Here is a 12,922-nt window from a genome sequence, read left to right on the forward strand (position 1 = left end):
GGCTTACATCCATGTCCTGGTCACTGTGGACGACGAGGTGCTGATGGGGTTGCGGAAAGCGAGGCCTTGGGGAACTGGCAGTCCCGCAGCCACTGCGGAACCTCCATCTGCAACGGCTCGAACAGCTTCTTCCACGGCGACTGCATGCCCTCGGAGAAGCCGGGGATCGCCGGGCCGTCCTCGACGCTGCCCGCGATCGTCGACGCGCCGACGACTCCCGAGCACGTGGTGCCCGACTTGCCGTCCGAAGTGAAGCGACCGTCAACCTGCACGGCCGACATGTCCACGAACGTCTGGCGGTAGTCGACGCCACCGGAGACCGGAGCCGTGGCGCCGTTGTAGATCTCCTGCGCCTTGCGGTTCTGCCGCTCGCCGATGATCCGGGTGTTCTCCCACTCGTTCTCGGTGGGGCCGGAACCGGGCTTCAGGTTGAGGTTCGGCGACATGTCACCGGCGTTGGTGTTCGGGAACGCCGCCACGAAACCCGCGGTGTTGTCCAGGTACCGCACGCCCTTGTCGTCGTGCTCCCACTGGTACGCCGCGTAACCCTTGTTGTCCGGGCTGATCAGCGTGTTGGCGTTGGTGACCGACGTGTTGTGCGTGGCGAACCAGCTGATCGCGCCGACGTCGTCGCCGGACTGCTTGAACTTCAGCACGGTCATCTGCGGGTCGATGCCCTGCGGGAACGCGGCCTTGTCCGGGTTGCGGTCGAACGCGACGCGCGACCGGTTCACCGAGGCGTTCGTCAGCTCGCCGACGCCGAGGCTGATCGAGCCGGGCTTGAGGTCCTCGTGCGCCTCGACGACCGACTCGGTGATGCCGTCGACCACAGCCGCCAGCGCCTGGGGCTGCATGCCGAGGATCGAGAGGTTGTAGGCGAGGTTGTGCGACTGGCCGCCGGGCCCGCTGTGGGTGTGCGTGGCGGACAGCAGCAGATTCTCGCGCGTGTAGGTGTTGCCGTACTTGGCCTGCAGCTTGGCGAGCACGCCCTCCTGGACCGCGCGGAAGATCATCGCGAGGTCGGCGTTGACGTACGCGACGCGCTTGCCGTTGGCGCGGTCGACCACGACGTAGGCCCGCGACCGCAGCCGCTGGGCGATGCCCGTCGTCTTCTGGTCGAACTTGGAGTAGCCCATCATGCCGTTCTCGGCGGCCGGGCCGGTGACGTCGGAGATCCCTCTGCCGACGAGGTAGGGCTCGGGTTCAGCCCACGCGAACGGGCCGCTGACCAGCGCAGCTCCGGCAAGGGCGGCAACGACCGTCATGACTGCAGTCCGCATGGACACCCCACTAAGTGAAGGGGATTCACATTTCGGACTGAACGGTAGGTGATCCAGACCACTTGGTGCAAGTCACTGCGAGTGCATTGGCGGTGACCACGAGCAAGATTCCAGCCCAGTGGTGGACGTCGAGGCGCTCCCCCAGCAGGAGCAGACCCGCCAGCGCGGCCAGCACCGGGTGGACGCTGCACGCCAGCCCGAAGTACCGCGGCGGCACCCTCCGCAACGCGATCAGGTCGGCGGCGTACGGCACGACGCTGCAGAACACGCCCGCGCCGATGGCGTACAGCACGGCCATGCCGTTGAAGTGGCCCTGCGCGATCAGGAAGACCGCGACCGGGACGTACAGCAGCGCGGACACGCTGGTGGCCGCCGCCGGTGCTTGCAGGCCTGGGAGTCGTTGCCCCACCAGACGGTTGAGCAGGATGTACGCAGCCCAGCACGACGCCGCGAGCAGTCCGGCGCCGATGCCGAGGTAGTCGCTGCTCGGGCCGGGCAGCACCAGCACGTAGACGCCGACGGCCGCGATCAGCACGAACAGGAAGTCCAGCTTCGTGCGCGAACCGGCCAGCGCGACCGTGAGCGGGCCGAGGACCTCCAGGGTGACGGCCAGCCCCAGACCGATCCGGTCGACCGCCGTGTAGAGGCTGAGGTTCATGGTGGCGAACACCAGGCCGAGCGCGATCGTCGGCCACCACTGCGCCCAGGTGAATCTTCGCGGATTCGGCCGGGCTACGGGCAGTAGCACCGCCGCCGCGACGAACTGGCGCACCGCCACGACGCCGGCCGGGCCGATCGCGGCGAACGCGTGCGCCCCCACCGCGGCACCGAGCTGGCTGCTGGCCGCGCTCGCGGTCATCGTGGCGAATCCGCCGAGACTCTTCATGAGGCACAGCCTGCGGTTTCGTCGTTGATACGGGAAATGCATGAGCTGTTCTGGTTATACGCTGAACGTATGGATCTGCGGCAGCTGAGGGCGTTCGTCGCGGTGGTGGACGCGGGCACGTTCACCGACGCGGCGCGGGAGCTCGACCTCACCCAGGCGTCGGTGTCCCGTGCCATCGCGGCACTGGAGGCTTCGCTGGGAGTCCGGTTGTTGCTGCGCTCGACCCGGCACGTCGCGCTGACGACCGTGGGCACCCAGGTCCTCGCGGCCGCGCGACGAGTGCTGGACGAAGTGGTTCACCTGCAGCGGATCGCGGCCGAGTCGCAGACCGAGCTGCGGATCGGATACGCGTGGTCGGCTTTGGGCAAGCACACCCGGCGTCTCCAGAAGGCCTGGGCGGCAGCACATCCCGGGCTGCCGCTGGTGTTCGTGCAGTCCAACTCGCTGACCGCCGGGCTCGCCGAGGGCATGGCCGACGTGGCGGTGGTGCGGCGGGCCCTCGACGACCCGCGCTTCGAGACCGCGCTGCTCGGCACCGAACGGCGCTACGGCGTGGTGGCGACCGACAACCCGTTGGCGCGCAAGCGTTCGCTGTCGCTGGCGGACTTCTCGCGGTACGGGATCGCGGTCGACGACCGGACCGGAACGACCACTTTGGACCTGTGGAAGCCCGGCGCCGCGCCTGCCGTCGTGCGCAACACGCACGGCGTCGACGAGTGGCTGACGTTGATCGCGGCGGGCCAGGCCGTCGGGATGACGTCCGAGGCGACCGCGAGCCTCAACCCGCGGCCCGGCGTGGCCTACCGGGCGGTGAAGGACGCGCCGCCGATCCCGGTGTGGCTCGCGTGGTGGAAGGACCAGCCCCCGCAGCACCTGAACGACCTGGTCACGCTGGCGTGCGCCGCTTATCGCGGCTGAAGATCTCGTGCACGACCGCGATCAACGCCCTGGAGGCGGCTGATGGCGTGCGGTCGGCGGGCCTGGCGAGGCCCAGCGGCCATCTGAGGTCCGCACCGGTGACCTTGAGCGTGGTCACGCCGTCCGCGTCGCCGAGGATGTAGTTGGGCAGCAGCGCGACGCCCAGGCCGTGCCGGACGTAGTCGACTCCGGTGTAGATGTCGGACATCTCCAGGGTGACTCGGCGAGGCACGGCCGCGTGCGCGAACGCCCGGTCCGCCACGGCCCGGTTGCCGTAGCCGAGCGGTGAGTCGATGAAGTCCAGTCCGGCGAGGTCGCCGATGGGGACTTCTTTCTTGTGCGCCAGCGGATGGTCGTTGGGCACGACCAGATCCATGACCGAGTGGGCCAGCTCGTCGAGGACGATCCCGCTCGGCACCTCGCCCGGCAGTGAGGCGAAGGCGAGGTCGAGCCGGCGGTCCAGCAGCTGTTCGACGAGGCCCTGCGAACCCGACGTGGCCGCGCTGGTCCTGACCAGCACGCCCGGATGCCTGCGGTGGAACTCGCCGAGCAGCGCGGGCAGGTCGATCAGGGTCATCGACGTCAGCGTGCCGAGCTTGACCGTGCCGCTGAGCCCGCCTTTCACCTGCGCCACCGCGTCTTTCGCCTCGGTGGCGGCGTCCAGGACGGCTCGCGCTCTGGGCAGCAGCGCCTCGCCCGCGTCAGTCAGCAGGACGCGTTTGGCGTTGCGGTCGAGCAGGGTGGCGCCGAGTTCGCGTTCGAGGGTCTTGATCGCGGCCGAGACGGCGGACTGCACGACGTGCACGCGAGCGGCGGCACGGGTGAAGGTGCCCTCCTCCGCGATCGCGACGAAGTATTCGAGCTGACGCAGGTCCACACCAGCGAGTATCTCAGAAAGTGATGATCACGAGCTCCAACTTTCGTTGGACGTGATGGATCCAGGCACGCAGGGTGGTCGTATGTCCCTGCTCCTCGACTCCGCGGTTGGCCGGCGACCGGTCAGCAGACCTCACGGCATCGGTTTCTGGACCATCGCCGGCACGTTCCTGGTCGCGATGGCCTACTCGACCGTGCCGTCGCCACTGTTCCCTCTCTACGTCGCACGCGAGGGCTTCTCGACCTTCGCGATCACCGTCGTGTTCGCGGCGTTCGCGGTCGGCGTCGTGATCAGCCTGCTGCTCGCCGGGCACGTCTCGGACTGGCTGGGCCGCAAGACGATCCTCATCCCAGCGCTGGGCCTGGAGGTCGCGTCCGCGCTGCTGTTCCTCAGCAGCACCTCGCTGCCGGTGCTGATCACCGCGCGGGTGATCAACGGACTGGGTGTCGGCATGATCGCCGCGACCGCCACCGCGTTCCTGCACGACCTCCACGCGCGCCACCGCCCCGGCGCCTCCGCACAGCGCTTCGAAATCGTCTCGACGGCAGCGAACATCGGCGGGCTCGGCGTCGGCGCGTTGCTCGCGGGCGTGCTCGCCCAGTACTCGTCATCGCCGCTGAGCACCCCGTACCTCGTGCTCGCCGTGCTGCTCGTGGTGAGCATCGTGGCGGTGGCGCTGACTCCGGAAACCGTGGTCAGGCAACAGGTCTCCTACCGTCCACAACGGATCAGCGCCGACCACGGCGCGGGCTATCTGACCGCTGGACTGGCAGCGTTCTCGGCGTTCGCGGTCTTCGGCGTGTTCACGTCGGTTTCCCCGGGATTCGTGGCGGGCGAGCTGCACCACCCGTCACGGACGCTGGCCGGGCTGGTCGTGTTCATCGTGTTCGGTGGCGCGGCTCTGGCCCAGACCCTGACGGGTGGCGTGCGGGTCGGTGCTCTGCGCACGTTCGGCCTTGGCGCGCAAGCTGTCGGGGTCCTGCTCGTCGTGGCGGGCATGTACGCCACGAGCTTCCCGTTGTTCCTGGTCGGCGGCGCGATCGCCGGAGTCGGCGCGGGCGTGCAGTTCAAGGCGGCCATCGGAGCCGTCGCGGCGATGGCGGCACCAGCGCGGCGCGGCGAAGCGTTGGCAGGCCTGTTCTTCATCGCCTACCTCGGGCTCAGCGTGCCGTCGCTGTCGATCGGCCTCGCCACGCGCTACCTCGCGCCGACGACCGTCATGACGTGGTTCGCCTCGGTCCTGCTCATGCTGCTGGCGGGCGTAGCACTGCTAGCCGCTCCAAAGCGGTCGTGACGTACCGCTCCTGGCCAGAGTCGACTCCGTAGAGCCCGGAGTCGATCGGGGCCATCCGGATGCGTTCCTCGACGTGCCGCCGCATGCCGGGCCAGGTCTCGCCGCCGTGCCGTTCGTACCCCTCGATCAGCTCGTCGAGCCTGCCGTACTGCTTGACGAGCCTGCGGAAGTCCGAAGCAGGGTCACCGAAGAGCGAGTCGGTCCAGTCGATCACGCCCGACAGCCTGCCGTTGTCCACCAACGTGTTGGCCGGGCAGATGTCCGCGTGTGCGACGACCGACCGCGGCGGCCACGTCGAGTCGTCGTCGAGCCACGACTGCCAGTAGTGCCACAGCTCGTCGGACAGCGAGAGCTCGGTGCGGGCGCGGTGGATCTTGCGGGCGATCGTCGACCGGATCTCGCCGGGCAGCCGCATCTCGACGCCGGTCCGCGCGGCCTCTTCCTGCGGGATGGCGTGCAGGGCGGCGAGAAACCGTGCCACGTCCTCGAAGTACTCGTCGGACGGCTCGTCCGCGCGTTCGCCGGGGAGCGCCCGGTAGATCGCGATGTCCCGGTGCTCGGGGAGCCAGCGCGGCACCGGGACCGGCACCCGGTCCGCGACCAGGTCGAGCAACGCGCGTTCCGGGCCCATGCGCCGCAACGCCCACTCGCGCCGGGGCTGCCGCAGGATCCACTCGGCACCCTCGGCGTCGTGAGCGTGCAGCACCAGGAAGTCGCCGCCGGACTCGACCACCGAGCCCGGCCGCAACCCCATCGCCAGGGCGATCTCGTTGATCTCAGTCAACGTGCACCTTGATCGGGTGACGAACGTCCTTCTCGCACAGGAAGACGTTCAGGTTGCCCTCGTTCCCGAACTCCCACTCGACGTCGTCACCGGACGGCTCATGCGTCGCGAGCGACAGCGTCTGGACCTGAACCGAGCCGCACTCCGGACAGGAGAACACCAGCGGGCCGGAGTCGTACCACGGCGTCCACCCACCGATCTTCGAACCGCCCGACACCTTGTCCGGGTGCTCGGTGTACCGGATCGGCTCGAAGACGTTGATCGTCGGGACGTACCGCTCCTCCACCTGCGAGGGGTCGGGTTCCTCCTCGATCAGCTCGACCACCGACGACGAGTCGCGCCACACCAGCCGCACGTCCGGACCGCCGGCACCGTGGTCGAGCGCGCAGAGGAGCACCTGCAGCACGTCGGCGCCCGCGGGAAAGGGCAGCTCGGGAAAGTCTCGCTGGTAGAGCTGGAGAGCACCGACGAACGGCTCGCCGTCCGCGTCACACGTTGGCCACTCGTCGTCGATCGGCCACAGGAGAGGCCCTCCGATGTGGCTGTCGGCGTCCGTCGGGTCACCCTCGATCGGGTTCAGCAGCACGGCCGGCCGTGCGTCCTCGGCGGCCATCAGTCGATGTGCAGCTTGATCGGGTGCTGGACATCCTGTGTGCACGCGAACACGTTCAATGCGCCCTCCCGGCCGAACTCCCACCCGACGACCGCCCGTTCGGCGACCTCGCAGGAGCAGAGCTCCTTCTCGGGTTCCTCGTGGGTGTAAAGAGCTAGCAGAAGGCGGCGATCGGCTCCGCACGAGGGGCATTCCAAGCCGAAAGGCGAGGTCTGCCACCAGAACGCCCAGCCGCCGAGCTTGCTGCCGTTCGCGACCGGTGGCCAGTCCCCCGCGCCCACGGGCTGTTCGTCGCCCATCGGGTACTCGACGATCCGGCACGGGTGCAGCACGCACGGCCGGGTCCGGTACTGGGGCTCGAACACCGCGGGTTCAGGAGCAGCGGAGAGCACGTCCGTCACGGCGGCAGAACGCCAGAAGAGCTTCAGGCACGGCCCGAAGTGGTCGGTCTCCTCGTCGGAGTGTTCCAACGGGCACAACAGGACCTGGAGCAGATCGGTGCCGTCCGGGAACGGCAGCTCGGGGAAGTCGCGCCGGTAGAGCTGCACAGCGCTGATCAGAGCCACCCGCACGCCGAAGCTGTCGGCCGGGAGGATGGTGAGGCCCTCGTCGTGCTTGCTGCCGTCGCACCACGGCCACGGCTCGTCGGCCGGCCACAGCAGAGGGCCGCCGATGTGGCTGTCCGTCACCCCCGGCGAGCCCAGCACCGGATGCAGACGAACAGCGGGCCGGGCCCACTCCCCCATGATCGACACGAAGGATCAGGCTAGCTTCCGGCCCCTCGTCAGGGGCCGGAAGCCGCCAAATCAGTCCGTTCCCGACTCGATCGCGGCCGAGTCGAGCAGCTCGTCGGCGGCCGAGACGGTGCCGCGCGAGGCGATGACCTCCGCGCCGCCGTCCGGGACCTCGCCGATCAGCTTGGTCGACTCGGGCTGGGCCGAGATGAGCGCGGACTGGCGGTTGCCGACCATGCCGAGGCCCGCGAAGAGCTCCAGCTTGGCGCGGGAGTCCGCGATGTCGAGGTTGCGCATGGTCAGCTGGCCGATGCGGTCGACCGGGCCGAACGCCGAGTCCTCGGTGCGCTCCATCGACAGCTTGTCCGGGTGGTAGCTGAACGCAGGGCCGGACGTGTCGAGGATCGAGTAGTCGTCGCCCCGACGCAGCCGCAGCGTGACCTCGCCGGTGATCGCGGCGCCGATCCAGCGCTGCAGCGACTCGCGGATCATCAGCGACTGCGGGTCGAGCCAGCGGCCCTCGTACAGCAGCCGGCCGAGCTTGCGACCCTCGTTGTGGTACTGGGCGACGGTGTCCTCGTTGTGGATCGCGTTCACGAGGCGGTCGTAGGCGATGTAGAGCAACGCCATGCCGGGCGCCTCGTAGATGCCGCGGCTCTTGGCCTCGATGATCCGGTTCTCGATCTGGTCGGACATGCCCAGACCGTGGCGGCCGCCGATCGCGTTGGCCTCCAGCACGAGGTCGACGGGGCTGCCGAACTCCTTGCCGTTGATCGTGACCGGGCGGCCCTGGTCGAAGCCGATCGTCACGTCCTCGGTGGCGATCTCGACGGACGGGTCCCAGAACTTGACGCCCATGATCGGCTCGACGATCTCGATGCCCTCGTTGAGCAGTTCCAGCGACTTGGCCTCGTGCGTCGCGCCCCAGATGTTCGCGTCGGTGGAGTACGCCTTCTCGACGCTCGACCGGTACGGCAGGTCACGCTCCAGCAGCCACTCGGACATCTCCTTGCGGCCGCCGAGCTCGGTCACGAACGCCGCGTCGAGCCACGGCTTGTAGATGCGCAGCGACGGATTCGCGAGCAGACCGTAGCGGTAGAACCGCTCGATGTCGTTGCCCTTGTAGGTCGAGCCGTCGCCCCAGATCTGGACGTCGTCGTCGAGCATGGCGCGCACGAGCATGGTGCCCGTGACCGCGCGCCCGAGCGGGGTCGTGTTGAAGTACGCGCGGCCACCGGAACGGATGTGGAACGCACCGCACGCGAGCGCGGCGAGCCCCTCCTCGACGAGCGCCGACCGGCAGTCCACCAGACGCGCGATCTCGGCACCGTACGTGCCCGCGCGGCCAGGGACCGTGTCGATCTCAGGCTCGTCGTACTGACCGATGTCCGCGGTGTACGTGCACGGCACCGCGCCCTTCTCACGCATCCACGCGACCGCGACGGAGGTGTCGAGACCACCGGAGAAGGCGATGCCGACGCGTTCGCCGGCCGGAAGTGAAGTGAGCACCTTGGACACGTTAAGAATTATGCACGACGATGTATGAGCATGCACGCCGGGGTGCCTGTTAGTTGCGCCTCAACGTCGTGACCTGCGCCGGAGGGCGTCCCGGCCCACCTCGATGAACAGGCAAGCCCGCGCTTGCACACGCTCGACCGCGATACCGGCCACCGCTTGCCTCAGGACGGATCCAGTTCGTCCGCTTTCTGCCGCATGCGCTCGATGCCGCCCTCGTGCTCGTCAGCGCGCATCGCCGAGATGGCCGCGAACAGGTGCGCGCCGGTGTACGGGTCCTGTTCCTGGCGCTCGTAGATGTCACCGAGCGTGAACATGTACAGGGCGTGCGACATCGCCGCGAGCATGGCGCGCATCCGCAGCGCCAGCACCTTGGGCGCGGACGCGTCGATGATCGGCGTGACCCGCGCCCAGACCTCGTCGGGCGGGCCGGGCGGGTTCCGTTGAGATCCAGCTCGCTGAAGAAGATCCTCGCGGGACCCGTTGGCGCCAAACGAAGATTCCATCATTCGCTGATCACCGAAGCGGTCCGCCCCGTCCCAGGTGAACGGTTGTGGATCAACCCGGCCGCGGCCTCAGAACATGCGGTTGCGCCGAGATGGATCCGACGTTGCGGAATCTTGTCGCTGCGGCGCAACGGATGCGGTCCCACCTGGCCTGATGGGAGCGCGACCGCGAGACAGGATCGATTCCGTTTCAGGGTTGTGAATTTCCCGGACTGCAAAGATTTGGCGAACTACCTAGACGTGAAGGTAGTTCATGTACCACCTTCTGCCTCGCAAGCCTCTCCGCTCCCCCTGCCCCGGAATCGAGGCCGCTGGTGAAGAAGAAACTCCTACCCGCGCTGGCCGGCGCGCTGCTGATCACCGCTCTGTTCCCCGGGATCGCCCTCGCCGACCCGCCCCAGGCCATCCCCGCCAACTACGCGGCCGAGGACGGCAAGTGGCAGCCGGCGTTCGACTACGACGGTGACGGCTGCTACCCGACCCCGGCGATCTCGCCGACCGGGCAGATCGCGCCGGGCCTGAAGAACTCGGGCGCGCTGAACGGCAACTGCCACGACCAGTCCGACCTGGACAACACCAACTCCTACAGCCGCTCCAAGTGCAACAACGGCTGGTGCGCCTACCTGTACGACCTGTACTTCGAGAAGGACCAGGCCGTGCCGGGCTGGGACTGCTGCGGCCACCGCCACGACATCGAGCACGTGGTGATCTGGGTGCAGAACGACGTGGCCCAGTACGTCTCGACGTCAGCGCACGGCAAGTTCAGCACCTACTCGCGGGACAAGGTGGCCTGGGAAGGCAACCACGCGAAGATCATCTACCACAAGGACGGCGCCAGCACGCACTGCTTCCGCCTCGCGGGCTTCACCGAGCAGGCGGAGAACCACTACGGGGTCTACCAGTACCCCGACCTGGTGAGCTGGGACCGGTTCCCGGCCGGGGTGCGCGACATCCTGGTGAACGCGAACTTCGGCAGCGCGTCGCTGGCGATCAAGGACAGCGCGTTCAACTACAACCTGGGCATCGCCAAGCCGGCCGGGATCCCGTTCGACCCGAACGCGTAGTTACTTCGCCACGCGATCAAGCCACTCGGCCAGGAGGGCCCGTTCCGCTGGAGACAGCATCAGGGGCGGGTCCTCGTCCAGTGCCACCTTCAACGCGATCGCGCGGCTCGGGATGTCCGTCGGCTCGTCCGGTGCCACCTCCGTCGTGATCGCCCTGATCACCTGTTCCCGCGAGAACGTGATCAGCTCCAGATCGCGTTCCTCCTCCGGCGTCGCGATCAGCGACAGCACGACGCCCATGCCCGCCGCGTGCACGAACTGCGCGGCCTGGTCGATCGGGACGGTCAAGCGGCCCACCGCGGCGATGCGGCTGATGATCTCGCGGAGCATCGCGTCCGCCTCCAGCCGTGCCGCCCGTTTGCGCGGCTCGCCGTACATCAGCAGGTAGAACGCGGGCCGCGCCAAGCCGAACCCGATGTGCAGCTCCCAGCCACGACGCAGGTCGTCGACCGGGTTGTCGCTGGCGCCCATCGCGTGCTTGGTCGCGAGGTAGTCGGCGAACCCGTGGGCCGCGACGGCGTCCAGCAGGCCGTCCTTGTCGCCGAACAGCCGGTACAGCGTCGGCGCCTGCACACCTGCCGCCGTTGCCACCGCGCGCGTGGAGACAGCCTCCTTGCCGCCCTCGATCAGCAGCTCGGCCGCGGCCTTCACCAACCGCTCTCTCGTGTCCATGTAACGACGATAACAGATGAGGGGTAGCGTTGATTCGATATCAGTGCTACGTTATTGGTGTTAGCGACGGAAACACCAGCTAGGGAGCATCGAAATGACTCGCGTTGCGATCGTCACCGGCGGATCGAGGGGCATCGGACGGGCAGCCGCCGAGCGTCTCGCCGCGGACGGCATGGCCGTCGTCATCGTCTACGCCGGCAACAAGGTCGAGGCCGACAAGGCGGTTGCGGAGATCAAGGCGAGGGGTGGCCAGGCCATCGCCGCACAGGCGGACGTGGCCGACGAGGCCGCCCTGGGCGCCGCTTTCGACCTTGCCGCCGAGACGTTCGGCGGCGTGGACGTCGTCGTGAACTCCGCGGGCATCATGCCGCTGGGCACCGTCGCGGACATGGACCTGGAGGTCTTCGACAAGATCATCCGCACCAACACCCGCGGCACGTTCGTCGTCTCGCAGCAGGCGGCCAAGAAGCTGCGCGACGGCGGCGCCATCATCAACGTCTCGTCGTCGGTCGTGGGCCTGCGCTTCCCGCAGTACGGCGCCTACGCGATGTCGAAGGGCGGCGTCGAGGCGCTGACCCTGGTCCTGGCCCGCGAGCTGCGCGGCCGCGACATCACCGTCAACGCCGTCGCCCCCGGCCCCACGGCCACCGCTCTCTTCCTGGAGGGCAAGGACCAGGCGACGATCGACAACCTCGCGAAGCAGGCCCCGCTCGAGCGCATCGGCTCGCCGGAGGACATCGCCGAGGTCATCTCCTTCCTCGCGGGTCCCGCCCGCTGGATCAACGGCCAGGTTGTTCGTGCGAACGGAGGCATCATCTGATGGGCAAGGTCATCGTCGTCACCGGGGCGTCCAGCGGTTTCGGAGCACTGGCAGTGCGTGCGCTGGCCCGCGCGGGCCACACCGTCTACGCGGGCATGCGTGCGACCACTGATCGCAACGCACCTGCCGTTGCCGAGCTCGGCGCATGGGGTGCGGAGAACAACGCGGACGTGCACGCCGTCGAACTCGACGTGCAGTCGCAGGAGTCCGCTGACGCGGCCATCGAGTTGATCATCGCCGAGCAGGGCCGCCTTGACGTGGTCGTGCACAACGCCGGCCACATGGTCACCGGTCCGGCCGAGGCCTTCACGCCGGAGCAGTACGCCGCTCTCTACGACGTGAACGTCCTTGGCACGCAACGGGTCAACCGCGCCGCCCTGCCGCACCTGCGCTCGCAGCACTCCGGCCACGTCGTGTGGGTGGGTTCCTCCTCGACGCGAGGCGGCACTCCTCCGTATCTGGCTCCGTACTTCGCGGCCAAGGCGGCGATGGACGCGGTCGCGGTCTCCTACCGCGCCGAACTGCTGCGGTTCGGCATCGAGACGACGATCGTCGTGCCGGGCGCCTTCACCCACGGCACCAACCACTTCGCGCACAGCGGCACGCCCGCCGACGCCGACACGGCGAAGGCCTACGAGGAGTTCTACCCCGGCCTGATGGAGCAGGTGGCCGGCAAGCTGGCCGAGCTGGAGCCGTCGTGGGCGGACGTCGGCGCGGTGGCGGACGCGATCGTGGACGTGGTCGGCGCCGAGAAGCCCCCGTTCCGCGTGCACATCGACCCGTCTTCGGACGGCGCCGAGGTCGTGAACGCGGTGGCCGACCGGGTCCGCAGCGAACTGCTGCGCCGGGTCGATCTGGTCGACCTGATCTGAGGTTTCTAGGCTTGGTTGAGGAGCGCGGAGACGGTGACGAACCGGAAACCGCGCTCCTTTAGCTTGTGCACGATCGGCTTGATGGCT

At 68.5% G+C, this 12,922-nt stretch carries 14 protein-coding genes; 5 read left to right on the forward strand and 9 right to left on the reverse strand.

Annotation, left to right across the window (positions count from 1 at the left end; all coding sequences use genetic code 11):
* Window positions 1-20 precede the first annotated feature (20 nt).
* Entirely contained in the window at window positions 21-1,280 is a 1,260-nt protein-coding gene (locus ABZX92_RS42390) for a neutral/alkaline non-lysosomal ceramidase N-terminal domain-containing protein (protein WP_355571252.1), read from the reverse strand.
* A gap of 25 nt (window positions 1,281-1,305) precedes the next feature.
* Window positions 1,306-2,166: an EamA family transporter gene (locus ABZX92_RS42395; RefSeq protein ID WP_355571253.1), complete on the reverse strand. Its 861-nt coding sequence runs from the start codon at window positions 2,164-2,166 to the stop codon at window positions 1,306-1,308.
* A 69-nt stretch (window positions 2,167-2,235) separates the two neighbouring features.
* Between ABZX92_RS42395 and ABZX92_RS42400 the strand changes: the two genes are divergently transcribed.
* Window positions 2,236-3,084, forward strand: a complete 849-nt coding sequence (locus ABZX92_RS42400; RefSeq protein WP_355571255.1) for a LysR family transcriptional regulator — start codon at window positions 2,236-2,238, stop codon at window positions 3,082-3,084.
* Here ABZX92_RS42400 and ABZX92_RS42405 read toward each other — a convergent pair.
* The gene (locus ABZX92_RS42405; RefSeq protein WP_355571257.1) at window positions 3,053-3,961 is read right to left on the reverse strand and encodes a LysR family transcriptional regulator; all 909 of its coding nucleotides are present in this window, start codon (window positions 3,959-3,961) and stop codon (window positions 3,053-3,055) included. The two genes, ABZX92_RS42400 and ABZX92_RS42405, sit on opposite strands and share 32 nt — an antisense overlap.
* An 82-nt stretch (window positions 3,962-4,043) precedes the next feature.
* On the opposite strand from ABZX92_RS42405, the gene ABZX92_RS42410 reads away from it, so the two are divergent.
* Window positions 4,044-5,255: an MFS transporter gene (locus tag ABZX92_RS42410; protein ID WP_355571259.1), complete on the forward strand. Its 1,212-nt coding sequence runs from the start codon at window positions 4,044-4,046 to the stop codon at window positions 5,253-5,255.
* Here the strand turns inward: ABZX92_RS42410 and ABZX92_RS42415 are convergent.
* From ABZX92_RS42415 to ABZX92_RS42435, 5 genes are all read right to left on the reverse strand, one after another.
* Window positions 5,206-6,039 (reverse strand): phosphotransferase, encoded by an 834-nt coding sequence (locus tag ABZX92_RS42415; protein WP_355571261.1) that lies wholly within the window; start codon window positions 6,037-6,039, stop codon window positions 5,206-5,208. The genes ABZX92_RS42410 and ABZX92_RS42415 overlap by 50 nt on opposite strands.
* A complete protein-coding gene (locus tag ABZX92_RS42420) occupies window positions 6,032-6,652 on the reverse strand; it encodes a hypothetical protein (RefSeq protein ID WP_355571263.1) in 621 nt (206 codons plus the stop codon). The genes ABZX92_RS42415 and ABZX92_RS42420 overlap by 8 nt, the downstream gene beginning before the upstream one ends.
* Window positions 6,652-7,398: a hypothetical protein gene (locus tag ABZX92_RS42425; RefSeq protein WP_355571274.1), complete on the reverse strand. Its 747-nt coding sequence runs from the start codon at window positions 7,396-7,398 to the stop codon at window positions 6,652-6,654. Before ABZX92_RS42425 ends, ABZX92_RS42420 begins: the two co-directional genes overlap by 1 nt.
* A gap of 60 nt (window positions 7,399-7,458) precedes the next feature.
* Window positions 7,459-8,904 carry an argininosuccinate synthase gene (argG, locus tag ABZX92_RS42430; RefSeq protein ID WP_355571265.1) on the reverse strand — a complete coding sequence of 482 codons (1,446 nt, stop codon included), beginning with the start codon at window positions 8,902-8,904 and terminating at the stop codon, window positions 7,459-7,461.
* A 161-nt stretch (window positions 8,905-9,065) separates the two neighbouring features.
* Window positions 9,066-9,407 (reverse strand): hypothetical protein, encoded by a 342-nt coding sequence (locus ABZX92_RS42435; protein WP_355571266.1) that lies wholly within the window; start codon window positions 9,405-9,407, stop codon window positions 9,066-9,068.
* A gap of 377 nt (window positions 9,408-9,784) precedes the next feature.
* Here ABZX92_RS42435 and ABZX92_RS42440 point away from each other — a divergent pair, with 377 nt between their 5' ends.
* Window positions 9,785-10,471, forward strand: coding sequence for an NPP1 family protein (locus tag ABZX92_RS42440; protein ID WP_355571276.1), 687 nt, complete (start codon window positions 9,785-9,787; stop codon window positions 10,469-10,471).
* Here ABZX92_RS42440 and ABZX92_RS42445 read toward each other — a convergent pair whose 3' ends face one another.
* On the reverse strand, window positions 10,472-11,143 hold the full coding sequence (locus ABZX92_RS42445) for a helix-turn-helix domain-containing protein (protein WP_355571268.1): 672 nt from the start codon (window positions 11,141-11,143) through the stop codon (window positions 10,472-10,474).
* Between the two features lie 94 nt (window positions 11,144-11,237).
* Here ABZX92_RS42445 and ABZX92_RS42450 point away from each other — a divergent pair, with 94 nt between their 5' ends.
* Together ABZX92_RS42450 and ABZX92_RS42455 are read left to right on the forward strand one after the other, a co-directional pair.
* Entirely contained in the window at window positions 11,238-11,963 is a 726-nt protein-coding gene (locus ABZX92_RS42450) for an SDR family oxidoreductase (protein ID WP_355571270.1), read from the forward strand.
* Entirely contained in the window at window positions 11,963-12,835 is an 873-nt protein-coding gene (locus ABZX92_RS42455; RefSeq protein ID WP_355571272.1) for an SDR family NAD(P)-dependent oxidoreductase, read from the forward strand. The genes ABZX92_RS42450 and ABZX92_RS42455 overlap by 1 nt, the downstream gene beginning before the upstream one ends.
* Window positions 12,836-12,922 lie beyond the last annotated feature (87 nt).

It is taken from the genome of Lentzea sp. NPDC006480 (assembly GCF_040611995.1).
Lineage (GTDB): Bacteria > Actinomycetota > Actinomycetes > Mycobacteriales > Pseudonocardiaceae > Lentzea.